The following is a 16,096-nucleotide window of genomic DNA, read 5'->3' as shown; positions in this document are numbered from 1 at the left end:
TGTCTCCCGGCTGAGAAGCAGTGCTTCTCAGCCGGTGGTCATCTGGTGTCGGCAGTGCGCGACGAAGGCTTCGAGGAGCGGCGTGCCCCGGAGCGGGTTCCATGCCAGCCCGAACTCGCCCGTCGGCGCGGGGCGGGCGAACCGGCGCAGGACCACTCCGCGGGGACGTAGCTTGGACGCACGCGGGGAGTCGAGCACGCACACGCCCGAGCCGGCGGCGACGGCCGCAAGCAGTCGTTCGGCATCGGGTTCGGAAGCGGCCGGCTCGGCAGTTGCATCACCCCATGCCGTCGAACGGATGTGGTCGAAGTAGCCAGGAGCCTGGTCCCGCGGCCACGCCAGCAGTGTGGTGCTGAGCAAGTCACCCGGTCGCAGAACTCGTCGGCGCGCCAGCGGGTGGGCAGAAGGCAGTGCGACGACCAGCTCGGAGCGGCCCAGCGGCAGCACCTGCAGGTCAGGGGCGTCGACAAGGGGGAGCCGGACGAATGCGGCATCGACCTCAGCGCCTCGCAGCATCGCTACGTTGCGAGCTGTCCACGCGCTTTCAACAGCGATATCAGCGTCGGGATGAGCGGCGTTGAACGCGCGCACCAGCTCATCGGGCGGCCCATCGGAGAGTGAGCGGGTGTGCACGATGCGTAGGAGCCCTGAGCGCCCTGCGGCCGCTGCTCGGACCTGGTCGATGACGCGGTCGACCTCCTGAAGGAGCGGGGCACTGGCTTCGAGCAGCGCACGTCCGGCTGCGGTCAGCGAGACACCGCCGGTGCTGCGCTCGAACAACTCGACACCGAGTTCCCGCTCGAGCACCCGGACCTGCTGGGAAAGTCCGGGCTGGGCGATGTGGAGCCGTTCCGCGGCACGACGAAAGTTCAGTTCCTCGGCGACTGCGATGAAGTACCGCAAGCGACGCAGCTCCACCAAGCAATGATAACCAATTCTTCTCAGGTCGGCATATACCGATATTGGACGCGTGCTTCCCGGCATCCCCACGATCGAGACGCCCACCTCGACAGGAGGATCCAATGACTGAACGAACCGTGGCCGACGCGCTCGCGGAAGGACTCAATCGCCACGGCGTGACCGACGTGTTCGGGCAGAGTTTGCCCTCGGCCCTGTTCCTGGCCACCCCGAAGGCTGGCATCCGCCAGATCGCCTATCGCACCGAGAACGCCGGCGGCGCTATGGCCGACGGCTATGCCCGTGTATCCGGACGTATCGGTGTGGTCGCAGCGCAGAACGGACCGGCTGCGACGTTGCTCGTCCCGCCGCTCGCGGAAGCGATGAAGGCGTCGGTGCCGGTGCTGGCCCTGGTGCAGGATGTGCCGCGCGGCAACCGCGATCGCAACGCCTTCCAGGAGTTTGACCATCCTTCGTTGTTCTCCTCGTGCACGAAGTGGGTCCGCAGCCTCGACGACCCCGCGCGGGTTGACGACTACCTCGACATGGCTCTCACCGTGGCCTGTTCGGGGCGACCTGGGCCAGTCGCGCTGTTGCTTCCGCGCGATGTCCTGACCCTTCCAGCGCCGACCAGGGAGCACTTGCCGAAGCGTCGCGCTCAACTCGGCCACTTCCCCCTGGACCGGACTGCCCCGCCCAGAACCGACCTGCGGCGCGCTGCAGAGCTGATCGCTCGCGCTCGCAACCCGGTCCTGGTTGCTGGGGGAGGCGTGCATCTGTCAGGCGCCTCCGAAGCCGTCGCCGCCTTGCAGGAGGTTGCGAACCTGCCGGTGGGCACGACCACGATGGGTAAGGGTGCGGTCGATGAGTCTCACCCGTTGTCGATCGGCATCGTCTCGAACTACATGGGCCGCACCTCCGCATCCCACCACCTGCAAGGGATGCTCGATGAAGCCGATGTCGTGGTGTTCGTCGGGTCACGCACGAACGAGAACGGCACAAACGCGTGGCGAGCTTTCCCTCCTGGCGCTGCCTTTGTGCAGATCGATACGGACAGTGCCGAGATCGGCCGGACGTACGAGGTTCAGGTCAGGCTGCCAGGCGACGCAAGGGACACGTGTGCGGCGTTGCTGACCGAGCTCGAGGGGCTCGATCTGTCCGCGCGTCGCGCGGCGCGGGGACACCTGGAGGCGTCCATTGCCGAGGCACGGGCGCGTCATCGCGAAGCCGTCGCTGAGCTGGTGACCGCCGACCAAGCTCCGATCCGCCCTGAGCGGGTCGCGGTCGAGGTCGACAAGATCCTCGAGGCACATTCACCGGATGCGGTAGCCGTCGCCGATGCCAGCTATTCCACGATCTGGATGGGCAACTACTTGCGTGCCAGGAAGCCCGGCCAGCGATTCCTTTCGCCACGGGGGCTTGCGGGCCTTGGGTGGGGCGTGCCGCTGGCACTCGGGGCCCAAGCCGCATCGCCTGGAACCGCTGTTGTCGCCCTCGTCGGGGACGGCGGCTTCGGGCACGTCTGGTCCGAGCTTGAGACCGCTGTTCGCGAGAGGCTCCCAGTGGTCGTGGTGCTGCTGGACAACGGCATTCTCGGTTTCCAAAAGCACGTCGAAATGGTTCAATTCGGAGACCACACTTCCGCCACCGACTTTGCCTCGGTCGATCACACCGCCGTGGCTCGTGCGTGTGGCGCCGAAGCTGTCACTGTCTGTGATCCCGCGGAGCTCGGATCGATTCTGACGATGGCCATCACAAGCGATCGCCCCTGGCTCGTCGAAGTGCGGTGCGACCCCGAGGCGCGCCCACCGATCACCGGCTGGGACGACTGATCGAGCACGAACGACGTCGTCGGCCGTCGTGAGCAATGCAGCTGTGCGCCAGCCATTGCTTGTTCGGAAGTACCCGCGCTTAGACGGATAAGGTGTGCCTATCGGACGTCTCGGGAAGGGTCCATGATGGACGTTAGGCAGCTGCGGTACTTCCTTGCGGTCGTCGATTGTGATGGTTTCGGTCGGGCGGCGAAGAAGCTGCACGTGGCGCAACCTTCGCTGTCTCAGTCGATTGCGGGGCTTGAACGTGAGCTGGGTGTGCAGCTCTTTCACCGCGACGCGCGTGGTGTCGTCCTCAGCTCCGCTGGTGTTGAACTGGCCGAGCATGCACGGGACGTTTTGCGGAGAATGAACGTCGCGAGTGAAGCGATTAAGTCGATTAGAGGCCTCGAACGGGGCACGGTTGACCTGGTCTCCATGCCGGCACCGGCTATCGAGCCCTTGTCGACGCTAATGCGTCGGTTCCGCAGTCAGTACCCGGATATCACCGTCAAGGTAGGCGCGGGGTTCACACCGGATGAGGTGTTCGACCAGCTGAGACAGGGGACACCCGAGATCGGCTTGGTCGGAGTGTCCGAGCCGCTGAAGGTGCCGGGGATCGAGGTGTTCTCACTCGAGCAGCAGCCGTTCGTGGTCCTTGGATCGCAGTCGTCCGGACTGCCTGACGGAGGTGTCGTGCCACCCGCGGTGCTCGTGGGGGAGGGGCTGATCGAGTCCCCGGGAGGCAGCTTGATGCGAAGGATCGTCGATGACCTGATTGCCGAAGGCACCGAAGTGCAGATCGTTGCTGAAGTCTCACACCGCACGTCTGTGCTTCCCCTCGTCCTCCAGGGGGTGGGGCTGGCTGTTGTGCCATCAGCTTGGGCACCCGTGGCCCGTGCCGCCGGCGCACGGGTGGCCCGGCTCGACGTTCCCTCGCGACTCGATGTCGTTCTGGCCAGCCGCTCGGGTCCGCTGACCCCCGCAGCGAAGGCATTTCTTGCGATTGCCCGTGCGTATCGGCCTTCAGCCCATCTGGATCAGGAGCAGTCCGGCAACGCCACTGAGCAGCAGCGATAGGCCCAACATACTGGGGGGCATCAAATCCTCATCTTGGACAAGCGAGTCCTGCGGTGGTTTCACTAGAGGCGTCTTCGCTGCCGACCGGAAGAGACAACGATGTCCGCATCGATTTCCACGTGCGTTACCTCGATCCGAGCTGATGGATATCGCGGGGTTGGTCGTGGTCGATGCGGGTAGCAGCAAGCCGGACGGCGAATGTGAGTACACCGCCTCGGAGGCTGAGCCACTCCCAATGCGGACGATGCTTGACCTGAGTCAGGGCTTTGCGACAGGAATCGTCAGGTAGGGCAGTGCCAACGGAGTGATCGCGAGCGGCGCTCTCATACTCCAGCGTCGGCGCGAAGTCGCGGCGAAGGAGCGCCGCGGCCGAATGATCTGTCTCGGGCACCAGGTGGCCGCGGTGTCTGGGTAATGAAGCGACGAGTGACGAGGGCGTCGCGGCATCGTTTCGCACCGGAGTCAATCAGCCCCTCCGTTCCATCACATGGAGCAGGTATGTCAACGACGACACGTACGGATAGGCCGAATCCGCTGAAGGTGGCCTTGGCCAGCTTTATCGGAACAAGCATCGAATTCTATGATTTCTTCATCTTCGGTACCGCTGCTGCCCTGGTATTCCCGGTTCTCTTCTTTCCTGGCGAATCGCCACTCATGGGAGCGCTCCTGGCGTTCGCCACGTTCGGCGTGGGTTTTCTGGCTCGCCCTGTGGGCGGCATTGTGTTCGGTCATTTCGGCGACCGCATTGGTAGGAAAAGGATGTTGGTCGTCTCGCTGGTCGGGATGGGTATGACCACCTTTCTGATGGGGTTGCTGCCGACCTATGAAGCGATCGGCATCGCGGCTCCCATCCTGCTCGCTTTTCTCCGTCTAGTGCAGGGCTTCTGCGTGGGCGGCGAGTGGGGCGGTGCCACGCTGATGGCCGTCGAGCACGCGCCACCGGGCCGTCGCGGTTTCTACGGGGCGTTCCCGCAGATGGGGTCGCCCAGCGGTGTTGCAATCGCGACATTGGCCTTCCTGCTCGTCGCGGAGCTTCCCGACGAGCAGTTCCTCGCCTGGGGGTGGCGTCTGCCGTTCCTACTGAGTGCCGCGTTGGTGGTCGTTGGTTTGTACATTCGGCTCAGTGTGGGGGAGAGCCCGGATTTCGTGCGAGCGCAAAAGCAGCGGGATCGCGTCGATCTCCCCCTGAAATCTGCTGTGCAGGGGTACTGGCGTGAGATCTTCCTCGTCGCGGGGATCTTCCTCAGCCAGGGCATTTTCGCCTACGTTTGCATGTCTTATCTGGTTTCCTACGGAACCTCGGTGCTTGCGATCAGCCGAACGTCGGCGCTGCTCGGGGTATTCGCTTCTGCGGTCGTGGCCACGATGCTGTACGGAGTCTTCGGTGCGCTCTCGGACCGAATCGGCAGCAGACGCACCTATCTCCTGGGAGCGACGGCGATGGCACTGTCGATCGCACCTGCGCTGGCTCTGATCAACACCGGTAGTTCGCTGCTGTTCGGAGCTGCTCTCATGCTCGTCTTCGGAGTCGCGATGGCACCTGCCGGCGGGTCCACCGGATCACTCTTCGCCCCGATGTTCGGCGCTGAGGTCCGCTACACCGGTGTGTCGATCGGATACACCCTTGCGCAAATTTGTGGCGCTGCATTCGCCCCGTTCATCGCCACCGCGTTGTACGGCGCCACCGGATCGACCAGCGGGCTCTTGATGTACATGCTCGCGGCATCGGCGGTCTCCATGACCGCGCTCGTGATCGCCGGACGGGCCTCGGGCCGCAGGGGTTCCGCACGTCGGCAAGGGCGCGGATCTAGCTCCGAACAGGCAGCTGAATCTGCGCCAGCTCAAACGCACGTTCGGTGACCAGTCAGCAATCGAGTCGAGGAGGAGGACATGACAGCGAAGGACCAATTCGACACTGACGTGATCGTCGTCGGCGCCGGCCCCACTGGAGGCACTGCCGCGCTCGCACTCGCAACCTACGGGGTGCGGGTACATGCAGTATCGAAATGGAACTGGCTCGCCAATACCCCGCGCGCCCACGTGGTGAATCAACGTGCGATCGAGGTCTTTCGTGACCTTGGCATCGAGGAGGAAGCTCAGCGAAAAGCCACGCCGTGGGAACTGATGGGTGACACGACGTTCACCACGAGTCTCGCCGGTCCTGAGATCGCGCGACTCCGGACCTGGGGCACCGGCGAGCAGCGCCACGGGGAATACGTGAAAGGCAGCCCGTGCCCGCTGCTCGACCTGCCGCAGACGCTCATGGAACCGATCCTGGTCAACCACGCCGCGGCACGCGGAGCCCAGTTCAGCTTCAACACCGAGTACGTCGGCCATGAACAGGACGACACTGGGGTGACTGTCACCCTGCGGGACCGGCTCAGCGGAACGGTGACGGCGCGCAGGGCCAAGTACCTGATCGGAGCCGATGGTGCACGATCGCAGGTCGCTCAGGACATCGGGCTCGAAATCGTCGGCGAACACGCACGGGCTGGTCAGATCTATGCCAGGTTCAACGCCGACCTCAGCCGCTACGTCGCACACCGTCCTGCGGTGCTGCACTACATCATGCACCCCGATGTGGGCTTCGGCGAAATCGGTATGGGGGCGATTCGCGCGGTACGTGCGTGGGATCAGTGGATGGCCGGGTGGGGCTTCGATCAGACGAAGGGCGGCCCAGATCTAGATCAAGACCGGGCCCTCGAACGGATTCGCTCGATGGTTGGTGACCCCGGCTTGGAAGCCGAGATCGAGTGGGTGTCGCCCTGGTACGTCAACGAGGCCCGCGCAACCACTTACTCCAAGGGTCGCGTCTACTGCGGCGGAGACGCTGTCCACCGCCACCCGCCTTCGTCAGGGCTCGGCTCCAACACCTGCATCCAGGACGCCTTCAACCTTGCCTGGAAGCTCGCGTTCGTGATCAAGGGCTACGCCGGTGAGCGCCTTCTGGAGTCATACACCGCTGAACGGGCTCCCGTGGGTGAGCAGATCGTCGCTCGGGCCAACCAGTCCCGTTTCGATTATGCCCCGCTTCGTGAAGCGTTCGCCGCTGCGTCGGACTCAGAAGACCCAGCCGCCGATGGTTTGGCGAAGATTCGTGCCCGCACACCCGAGGGCGCGAAGGCCCGCGCGGCACTGGCAGAGGCGATCGACCTCAAGAACTACGAGTTCAACGCTCAGGGAGTTGAGCTCAACCAGCGTTACGACTCGGAAGCAGTCGTTCCTGATGCCAAGGCGGTTGAGGAGGTGTGGCATCGCGACCGGCAGCTCTACCTGCAGGCCACGACACGTCCTGGCGCGAAGATCCCGCACACCTGGTTGGTGGACGAGCACGGCAGGTGCGTGTCGACCCTTGACGTCGTGGGAAAGGGGTTCCTCACCTTGGTCACCGGATTGTCAGGCCAGGCGTGGGTTTCAGCGGCTGACGACTTGGCACTGCCGTTCCTGCGCACCGTCGTGGTAGGTGAACGAGGGCACGAGGATCTCTACGGAAGTTGGTTGCGCTTGCGGGAGATCGACGAAGCCGGCGCGCTACTGGTCCGCCCTGATGGATACGTGGCGTGGCGGATCGTCGACGCCGTCCACGAACAGACCACTGCGGCTGAGCTGCTCCGCAATGCGCTCGCTGCAGTACTCGCCACCTCTCACTGGGCGCGCACCCCGGTGCCTTCTGCGATCGACCAGACCTACCTGCTCGACGCCACTGATCCCAATACGGAAGGAGCTTTCCTGTGACGAAGGATCCCTACACCAGCATCTGGTCCGATCTGGTCGCTACTGAGTTCTCCCAAGGATTCGCTGACGCGGGTGGGTACCGAACGCGCTACCTGCACGCTGGCGACACCAGCAAGCCACCGTTGATTCTGCTGCACGGCATCACCGGGCATGCCGAGGCATATGTGCGGAACCTGGCTTCCCACGCAGCGCACTTCTCGGTCTGGGCCATCGACCTGATCGGCCACGGATACAGCGAAAAGCCTAGCCACTGCTTGGAAATCCCGCACTACGTCGACCACGTACTGCGTTTCATGGACGCGATCGGCATCGAGCGGGCCGCGTTCTCGGGAGAATCGCTCGGCGGATGGACCGCAGCCCGGCTCGCGATCGACCACCCCCACAAGGTCAATCGCGTCGTGCTCAACACGATGGGGGGCACGATGGCCAACCCGAAGGTCATGGAGCGCCTCTACACCCTCTCGATGGAAGCGGCCAAGGACCCGACCTGGGAGCGCGTGCGCGCGCGACTGGAATGGCTGATGGCGGACCCGACGATGGTGTCTGACGACCTGATCCGCACCCGCCAGGCCATTTTCGAACAGACGGACTGGCTGCAGGCGTGCGAGAACAACATGGCGTTGCAGAACATGGAGATCCGCAAGCGCAATCTCATCAGCGACGGCGAGCTGCGATCTATGTCGGTCCCGGCGCTGGTTCTTTGGACGACCAAGGACCCGTCCGGCCCAGTAGACGAAGGTCGCCGGATCGCCTCTTTGATTCCCAACGGTCGATTCGCGGTGATGGACGAGTGCGGCCACTGGCCCCAGTACGAAGACAGCGAGACCTTCGATCGCATCCAGCTCGACTTTCTCCTGGACCGTTGAACGCCAAGCATCTTCGATCGGAAGGACGACAAGTGTCCTGCGCACTACTGACGATGTCGCACAGCCCACTGCTCCACGAGGTGAAACCGAGCCCTGAGGTCACCGCGGAGGTAGAAGCCGCACTCGAGAACGCCCGGTCCTTCGTCACGGGTTTTGATCCCGATCTGATCGTGAGCTTCGCGCCTGATCACTACAACGGGTTCTTCTACGAGTTGATGCCGCCTTATTGCATTGGTCTGGATGCCGTGAGCATCGGGGACTTCGGCAGCCAGGCGGGGAAGCTGGACGTGCCCTACGAACTGGCCCAATCTCTGTCAGCGTCGGTGCTCACCGCTGGTGTGGACGCCGCGGTGTCGCTGCGCATGGAGGTCGACCACGGGGCGGTGCAGCCCCTTGAGATCGTCTACGGTGATATTCGGGCGAAGCCGGTCATCCCGGTCTTCGTCAACGCAGTCGCCCCGCCATTTGCACCGATGGCTCGCATTCGTGCGCTAGGGGAGGCGATCGGTAGGTGGGCCTCCGAGCTCGACAAGCGGGTCCTGTTCATCGCCTCTGGTGGGCTATCCCACGACCCGCCCGTGCCGCGACTGGCTGAAGCCACCGACGAGCAGCGCAGGCTTCTCGTTGGCGCCGGCCGAAACCTCAGCCCCGAAGCCCGCGCGGCACGTGAACAGCGCACGATCGCCACCGCTCGAGCGTTCGCGCGCGGCGAAGCCGACATCATGGACCTGGCTCCCGACTGGGACCGTGAACTCATGAGAATTCTGGCTTCCGGTGAACTTCCGGCCCTCGATTCGTGGAGTCCGGAGTGGATGCAAGAGGTCGCGGGTCACTCGTCCCATGAGGTCCGCACCTGGTTTGCCGGGTACGCGGCCCTCGGATCCTGCGGCGAGTACGCCGTGCGATATAGCTACTATCGCCCGATCCCCGAATTTATCGCCGGTTTCGGTCTGACGACTGTGGAACTGGTGGCCGAATCGCCCAGATGACTGACTGATCCACGAGCTCCGGTCTGACAAGCGTCGACCCCGAAGGTGCTGAAGCGGGTAGTTGTTGTTCGGAAAGCCGGGTCGGGCTCGTCTATACGGGTCCGACCCGGCTGCAGCACCGGTAATTCAGGAGCAGTCCTTGCCCAAGAACTCGCTGACCGCCGAGAGCGTCTCATCGAGCTTTTCGACCTGGGGAATGTGGCCGCAGTCGTCGATCACCACGGCGCGACTGTCAGCGAGGGCATCCTGCCAATCCTCGACGTAGCCCACCGGAACCAGTCGGTCCTCACGCCCCCAAACCAACAGCACGGGAGCCGTGAGGCGGTGAAGCCGGTTCCGCAGCCCGCGGTCGGGGATCGGCCAGGCGAACTTGCCGGTGGAACCGAAAGCCCACACCATCGCTGCGGTCGCGGCAGCGGCGATGTCCGGGTCATCGGGCATGGCGAGCATTGACTGAGCGGCCGGCCCGCCCGGATCATGGAAGAGCAGCCCGGGCAACTGGTCGGGCGGGGTGGCGATCCAGTTGGCGATGGGCAGGTCGTTGCGCCAGAGGCCGATCGGGTCGAGCAACACCACCTTGGATGCCAGGTCGGGGAACGCGGAGCTGAGCTCTGCGGCGAGCATGCCCCCGAATGACTGCCCGATCACGACCGGTTTGGTGAGACCAAGAGTGCGCACGAGTTCCTCGTAGATCAGCACCACGTCGCTGAGGTGGTCGACGGTGTGGATCGCGTAGGGATCACCGGCACTCGTACCAGGGAATTCGGGTGCGTACACGGTGTAGTGCTCGGCGAGCCGGGACAGGAACGGATCCCAGGCCAGGCCGGCGGCCGGGTGCAAGTACAGCAGGGGAGTGCCGGCGCCCGCGACCTTGACGCGGACGGTCATTTTCCCGTTCCAGACCGGGATGGCTTCTTCAGTGATGGTCGGACCCGTGGTGTCGAGTGTCGTCATCAGACCGCCACCCCCGTTCGCGTCGTGTTCTGGGTTTGGGCGGAGGCCCCCTCGGTTGCGGTGGCGCCGGCGGTGACCGGGGTTGGGTCGCCGCCGAGGCGTTCAGGCCACCAGTGGTGCTTGTGCTCGGTATCGGACCACAGCTCGCGCAGGTGGGGAGCGACCTCTTCGGCGAACAACTGGATGTTCTTCATCGCCAGATCACGCGGCAGAGAACCGAAGCCGAGCATGGCGTGGAGGTTGCCGATGCCGTACTGCTTGCAGAAGTCGCCGACCTGTTCGCGCACGGTGGCGGGGCTACCGCAGATCACGACGCCGGCATCGACCAGTTCGCGGAACGAGGCGCCGCGCATCTGGTAGTAGAGGCCGAAGTCGCCGGGGTCCTTGACCAGGGCCTGCACGCCGCGGATGTCGATGCCGCCGGGAAGGCCCAGTTTCTCTGGCGGGATGCTGCCCAGGCCCTTGCGGAACCCGTATTCGAGGTGGTGTGCGTATTCCTTCTCGGCGCGTTCGTCGGTCTCGGCTACGGCGATCGTCTGCAGGAAGCCGAGCCGGTAGGGGTTGCGCGGGACGCCGACCTGGTCGGCGATCTCCCAGAACCGGTCGAAGATGCGCTTGCCGGTCAGCTTGGCGCCGAACCAGGACAGGTAGTTGAAGCCGAAGTTGCGTTCCAAGCACATCTGCATGGTGCGGGGGTTGCCGATGCCGGTGATCCACACCGGCGGCGAGGGCTGAAGAGGGCGTGGCCAGATGTTGACTTGCGGGTATTGGCTGAACCTGCCGTTGAACGGGAAGGGTTCGCGTTCGGTCCAGGCACGCAACAGCAGTTCGAGGTTCTCGTCGAAGCGAGGACGGATCTCGATCGGCGGTACACCGTTGTTGATCGATGCGTCGTAGTGCAGGCCAATGGGGAACCCGGCGACCAGCCGACCGCCGCTCATGACGTCGATGGAGGCATACTCTTCGGCGACCCGCACCGGTTCGCGCGCCTTGCCCAGCGACCGTCCCATCGGGAAGATCGCGACGTCCATGCCTTCGGTTTCGGTCATGTAGGCCAGCGCACTGGCGACGAGGTCGGGGTTGGGCACCATGTCGTAGCTGGACTGGCCGTGCTCGGTGACCGCGATGCCGTCGAAGCCCGAACGGGCTCCGTGCATCAGCTCGTCCATAAAGTCCCGGATCGAGGCGTAGACGCCATCCGGCGTCGTCAGAGAGTACGGCGTGCTGCACACCGACTCGTGGTTCTTCTCGAAGTCGTCCGGCAGGTACCGGTATGGTGCCTGTTCGAAGAGGTTGATCTTCATTGATCCTCCTTCTGTGGGGTCCGAAACGGGAAGGTCAGCTGGCTTCGGCGTGGTATTGCAGACGGCTTGCCGCTGCGGTCCAGCTGGGCGCTGGTGGTGCGTCGAGGCTGAGCACGAGTGGGCCGTCGAGTACCGGTAGCCCGGTCGTGGTGAACTGCCCATCGCTAAACACCAAGGGGTCGCCTGGACGCGTGTGCGCGTCGATGACCTCGCCAAGCTGCAGGATGTGGTCGCCACCGTCGTATCGGCGCCATGGGCGGCATGTCAGCACTGCGATCGCGCCGGGCAACGTGGGGACGTCGTCCGCACCGGACTGCCAGTCGATGCGCAAGCCGGACTGCGGCCGACCGGCGAACTGGTAGGCGAGGTCCGTCTGATCGGAGCGCAGGACGTTGATAGCGAATGGCACACCGTCCATGGCGTTGGACGCCTGTGCGCGGCGGGCCAGCGACACCAGGACCAACCTGGGCTCCAGTGATACTGAGGTGAAGGAGTTGACCGTTGCCCCGCGAATACCCTCCGCACTGCGGTAGGTGACGACGGTGACACCGGTGGTGAACCGGCCGAGGCACCGGCGGAACTCCCGCGGATCTATCTCCATTGACGACCTCCCGTTCTCTTTCGCGAAATCAACCGTCGCACGCTGCAGCCCTGCTTGTGAAAGACCAAATAGCGTGGTACTCAGACCTCCGACATCTAGATGTGTGAGGTGGGTCATGGAGTTGCGGCACATCCGATACTTCGTCGCGGTTGCCGAGGAACGCAGCTTCACCGGGGCGGCTGCCCGGCTGAACGTCGCGCAGTCGCCGCTGTCGCAGCAGATACGCAAACTCGAACGTGAGATCGGAGTCGAGCTGTTCACGCGCACGACTCGGTCTGTGTCGCTCACGTACGCGGGCGAGGTGTTCTACGCACGCATGACGTCGTTGCTTGGTGATGCGGAAAACGGGGTCGACGCGGCGCGCAAGGCGGCGCGGGGCGAGCTTGGCAAGCTTGCCGTGGGGTTCACCGGGTCGGCCACGTACGAACTGGTGCCCACTCTCGTCCGCGCCCATCTGGACCGGTATCCCGAAGTCGCCCTGGACGTACGCAGCGACCTCGTCACTCCGGCTCAGGTCCAGGGACTGCTCGACGACCACCTCGCCGTCGGTGTGCTACGTCCTCCGGTGCACGCAGCGGGCATTGCCGTGGAGATCATCCGGCACGAGCCCGTCGTGGCTCTGCTAGCCAGCCGTCATCCGGCAACGAGCAAACGCGAGCTCGACCTCAGCGACCTTCGCGACGAGTGGTTCATCGCCTATCCGACGAATCCACCATCCACACTGAACATGCTCATGCAGGAAGCCTGCGAGCGCGCGGGTTTCGTCCCGAGCGTGCGCCAGGAGGCACCGGACAGTGCGGCGTTGGTGGCACTGGTCGCAGCGGACATGGGGGTGGCACTGGTCCCGGCATCGCTGCGACACCTCGGCATCAACGGCGCCACCTTCCGGCCGTTGCGCAGTCCCAGGATGACGGTGCCCTTGGCACTGGCCTACCGAGATCCGGCGAGAAACCCGCTCGTGCGGCGGTTTCTCGAAACGGCCCGCGCCGTCGTGCGGAGCCGCGAGAACGTCGAGGCGGTTCCCACGGCCCCCGTGGACGACGAGGGTCATTTCTCCATCACCATGTGACGAAATCAGCCGATCATCGCGCCTCCGAAGAGACCAGGTCGAGTGCGATGTCTGTGATCATGTCCTCCTGGCCGCCGACCATGCCCCGCTGTCCGGCCTCGACGAGGATCGCCCGGGTGTCGAGTCCATAGCGTGCTGCGGCAGCCTCGGCGTGCCGGAGGAAGCTCGAGTAGACGCCGGCGTAGCCGAGGCTCAAGGTCTCGCGGTCGATTCGGACCTCCCGATCCTGCAGCGGGCGCACGAGGTCGTCGGCAGCGTCCATCAGTGCGAACAGGTCGCAGCCGTGCTCGAGCTCCATGAGGTCGGCCACGGCGATGAATGCCTCCAGGGGGCAGTTGCCCGCTCCGGCGCCCTGCCCGGCCAGGGACGCATCCACACGGGTAGCGCCGTTCTCCACGGCGACGATGCTGTTGGCGACGCCCAGAGCGAGGTTGTGGTGGGCGTGGATGCCGACTTCTGTGGCCGGGTCGAGGATGTCGCAGTAGGCGCGGACGCGGTCCCGGACTGCGTCCATCGTGAGTCGTCCACCGGAGTCGGTGACGTAGACGCAGTGAGCGCCGTAGGACTCCATCAGTTTGGCCTTCTCGGCGAGTTCGGTCGACTCGGCCATGTGGGACATCATCAGGAAGCCGGAGACGTCCATGTCCATCTCGCGCGCGGCGCTGATGTGCTGGGCGGAGATGTCGGCCTCAGTGCAGTGCGTGGCGACGCGGACCGAGCGGATTCCGAGCCTGTGCGCCTGCCTAAGGTCGTGCAACGTTCCGATTCCCGGCAAAGCAACGTTGTTGGACGGGCGCGTTGGGCGACGTCGCAAACCGCTTCGATCCACTCCCAGTCGGTGTGAGCGCCCACGCCGTAGTTGATGCTGGAGCCGGCCAGCCCGTCACCGTGTGCGATTTCGATTGCGGCGACTCCCGCCGTGTCCAGAGCGCGTGCAACTCGCCGTGCTTGCTCGACGGTGTACCGGTGCCGGACTGCATGCATGCCGTCCCGCAGCGTCACGTCCTGGATGTAGAGAGTGGTCATAGGGCGATCTCCTGGCGATGGGCCGCGACGCGCTCGGCGGTGCGTAGTGCCGCGGAGGTCATGATGTCGAGGTTCCCGGCGTAGGCCGGCAGGTAGTGCGCGGCACCTTCGACCTCGAGGAACACCGATACCTTCACCGCGTCGGCGGCTGCGTCTGCTGGGATCAGCTTGTGCAGTGGGTCATCGGCAGCGACGGCTTCGAACTGCACCTTCTGCTTAAGCCGGTAACCGGGCACATATGCCTGCACTCGGCCCACCATGGCCTCGACCGAGGCCGTGATCGCTTCGGTATCCGCCCCGGAAACCAGGCAGTGGACGGTGTCACGCATGATCAACGGCGGTTCGGCGGGGTTGAGCACGATGATCGCCTTGCCGCGGGCCGCGCCGCCGACTTTCTCGATCGCGGCCGCAGTGGTTTCCGTGAACTCATCAATGTTGGCCCGTGTCCCAGGGCCAGCCGAACGGGAGGAGATCGACGCGATGATCTCCCCGTAGTGCACCGGGCTGACCGCGCCGACCGCGCCCACTACCGGGATAGTGGCCTGCCCGCCACAGGTCACCATGTTGATGTTGGGGGCGCGCAGGTGCTGGTCGAGATTGACCGGCGGTACGACGTACGGCCCGAGGGCTGCGGGGGTCAGGTCGATGACGGTGCGGCCGAGCTCGCGCAGGACCGCATCGTGATGACGGTGCGCACCGGCGGAGGTCGCGTCGAACACGTACTGCACGTCGGCGAATTCGTCCATCCGCACGAGGCCGTCGACACCTTCGTGGGTCGTGGCGACCTTGAGTCGGCGTGCCCTGGCCAAGCCGTCGGATGCGGGATCGATGCCGGCCATGGCCGCGATGTTGAACTGGTCCGACAGTCGTAGGACTTTGATCATCAGGTCGGTGCCGATGTTGCCCGAGCCGATGATCGCCGCGTGCGCACGGCGACTCATGCCGTCTCTCCTTGCCTGGCGAAGCTGATCTGTACGGCGCCTAGCCCGGAGATCGCGGCGGTGAAGGCATCCCCGGGCGTCGCAGGGACCATCGGGCCCAGTGCGCCTGTCAGCACGATGTCGCCAGCACGCAGCGGCTCTCCTCTCTTCGCTAGCGTCGAGGCGAGCCACACGGCGGCATGGAGCGGGTCGCCCAGGCAGTCCCGGCCCGTGCCCTCGGACACGAGTTCACCGTTGCGGTACAGCTGCATGCTGATCTCGGCCGGTTCCACCTCATCAATCGCCGTGCGGGCGTTGCCGAGGACGAAGAGGCCGGCGGAGGCGTTGTCTGCCACCGTGTCGACGATCGTGATGTCCCACCTGGTGATCCGGCTGTCGACGATCTCCAGGGCGGGGGACACGAAGGCCGTGGCCGCCCGTATGTCCGCCGCAGTGCAGTTCGGGGCGGGCAGGTCGGCGCCGAGTACCAGCGCGACCTCCGCTTCTACTTTCGGCTGCAGCAGCCTGCCGGCCGCCACCGACTCCTTGTCGCTGAGTGCCATGCTCGAGAACAGCGCGCCGAAGTCGGGCTGATCCACACCCAGCTGGCGCTGCACAGCCGGTGAGGTGAGGCCGATCTTGCGACCCACCAGGGTGTGCCCGGCGGCGAGAACGCGCTCGGTGCCCAGCCGCTGCACCTCGTACGCGGTATCGATGTCGCCGTCGGCGAACAGGTCGCGGACCGGCGGGCACGGAGTGGCTGAATCGGTCGCGGTCGCCAACAGCTCCGCGGCCTTGCGGATGGCGGTGTTCATCGTGGTTCTCCGTGGAACCGGCTCGAGGG

13 protein-coding genes and 1 pseudogene are annotated in these 16,096 nt (G+C 65.0%); 7 read left to right on the top strand and 7 right to left on the bottom strand.

Annotated features, from left to right (window positions below; genetic code table 11):
• Positions 1-27: 27 nt before the first annotated feature.
• Positions 28-1,005, bottom strand: a complete 978-nt coding sequence (locus AB0J91_RS08730) for a LysR family transcriptional regulator (RefSeq protein WP_363865556.1) — start codon at positions 1,003-1,005, stop codon at positions 28-30.
• A 17-nt stretch (positions 1,006-1,022) separates the two neighbouring features.
• Between AB0J91_RS08730 and AB0J91_RS08725 the strand changes: the two genes are divergently transcribed.
• The 6 genes from AB0J91_RS08725 (at position 1,023) to AB0J91_RS08700 (ending at position 9,378) form a co-directional block, all read left to right on the top strand.
• Positions 1,023-2,729: an acetolactate synthase catalytic subunit gene (locus AB0J91_RS08725; protein ID WP_363865554.1), complete on the top strand. Its 1,707-nt coding sequence runs from the start codon at positions 1,023-1,025 to the stop codon at positions 2,727-2,729.
• A 126-nt stretch (positions 2,730-2,855) separates the two neighbouring features.
• Positions 2,856-3,788: a LysR family transcriptional regulator gene (locus AB0J91_RS08720; protein WP_363865553.1), complete on the top strand. Its 933-nt coding sequence runs from the start codon at positions 2,856-2,858 to the stop codon at positions 3,786-3,788.
• A 498-nt stretch (positions 3,789-4,286) separates the two neighbouring features.
• Entirely contained in the window at positions 4,287-5,648 is a 1,362-nt protein-coding gene (locus tag AB0J91_RS08715) for an MFS transporter (RefSeq protein ID WP_363865551.1), read from the top strand.
• Between the two features lie 30 nt (positions 5,649-5,678).
• Complete coding sequence (locus AB0J91_RS08710; RefSeq protein ID WP_363865549.1) at positions 5,679-7,523, top strand: FAD-dependent monooxygenase; 1,845 nt, start codon at positions 5,679-5,681, stop codon at positions 7,521-7,523.
• Positions 7,520-8,389, top strand: coding sequence for an alpha/beta hydrolase (locus AB0J91_RS08705; protein ID WP_363865547.1), 870 nt, complete (start codon positions 7,520-7,522; stop codon positions 8,387-8,389). Before AB0J91_RS08710 ends, AB0J91_RS08705 begins: the two co-directional genes overlap by 4 nt.
• Entirely contained in the window at positions 8,386-9,378 is a 993-nt protein-coding gene (locus AB0J91_RS08700) for a 3-carboxyethylcatechol 2,3-dioxygenase (protein ID WP_363865545.1), read from the top strand. Before AB0J91_RS08705 ends, AB0J91_RS08700 begins: the two co-directional genes overlap by 4 nt.
• A gap of 126 nt (positions 9,379-9,504) precedes the next feature.
• Here the strand turns inward: AB0J91_RS08700 and AB0J91_RS08695 are convergent, their stop codons facing one another.
• The 3 genes from AB0J91_RS08695 to AB0J91_RS08685 are packed head-to-tail and all read right to left on the bottom strand — an operon-like array spanning position 9,505 to position 12,237.
• The gene (locus AB0J91_RS08695; protein WP_363865543.1) at positions 9,505-10,332 is read right to left on the bottom strand and encodes an alpha/beta hydrolase; all 828 of its coding nucleotides are present in this window, start codon (positions 10,330-10,332) and stop codon (positions 9,505-9,507) included.
• Positions 10,332-11,636, bottom strand: coding sequence for an LLM class flavin-dependent oxidoreductase (locus AB0J91_RS08690; RefSeq protein WP_363865541.1), 1,305 nt, complete (start codon positions 11,634-11,636; stop codon positions 10,332-10,334). Before AB0J91_RS08690 ends, AB0J91_RS08695 begins: the two co-directional genes overlap by 1 nt.
• Before the next feature lie 34 nt (positions 11,637-11,670).
• Complete coding sequence (locus AB0J91_RS08685; RefSeq protein ID WP_363865539.1) at positions 11,671-12,237, bottom strand: flavin reductase family protein; 567 nt, start codon at positions 12,235-12,237, stop codon at positions 11,671-11,673.
• A 115-nt stretch (positions 12,238-12,352) separates the two neighbouring features.
• Between AB0J91_RS08685 and AB0J91_RS08680 the strand changes: the two genes are divergently transcribed.
• Positions 12,353-13,306 (top strand): LysR family transcriptional regulator, encoded by a 954-nt coding sequence (locus AB0J91_RS08680; RefSeq protein ID WP_363865537.1) that lies wholly within the window; start codon positions 12,353-12,355, stop codon positions 13,304-13,306.
• A gap of 13 nt (positions 13,307-13,319) precedes the next feature.
• Here AB0J91_RS08680 and dmpG read toward each other — a convergent pair.
• From dmpG to AB0J91_RS08665, 3 genes and pseudogenes are all read right to left on the bottom strand, one after another.
• A pseudogene (gene dmpG, locus AB0J91_RS08675) lies at positions 13,320-14,332 on the bottom strand (4-hydroxy-2-oxovalerate aldolase).
• Positions 14,329-15,273 (bottom strand): acetaldehyde dehydrogenase (acetylating), encoded by a 945-nt coding sequence (locus AB0J91_RS08670; RefSeq protein WP_363865535.1) that lies wholly within the window; start codon positions 15,271-15,273, stop codon positions 14,329-14,331. The pseudogene dmpG and the gene AB0J91_RS08670 overlap by 4 nt, the downstream one beginning before the upstream one ends.
• Positions 15,270-16,067, bottom strand: coding sequence for a fumarylacetoacetate hydrolase family protein (locus AB0J91_RS08665; protein WP_363865533.1), 798 nt, complete (start codon positions 16,065-16,067; stop codon positions 15,270-15,272). The genes AB0J91_RS08670 and AB0J91_RS08665 overlap by 4 nt, the downstream gene beginning before the upstream one ends.
• Positions 16,068-16,096 lie beyond the last annotated feature (29 nt).

Source organism: Saccharopolyspora sp. NPDC049357, assembly GCF_040677225.1.
Taxonomy (GTDB): Bacteria; Actinomycetota; Actinomycetes; order Mycobacteriales; family Pseudonocardiaceae; genus Saccharopolyspora.
Note: the sequence above shows the minus strand (reverse complement) of the source record. Positions and strands in the feature narration are given on the sequence as shown.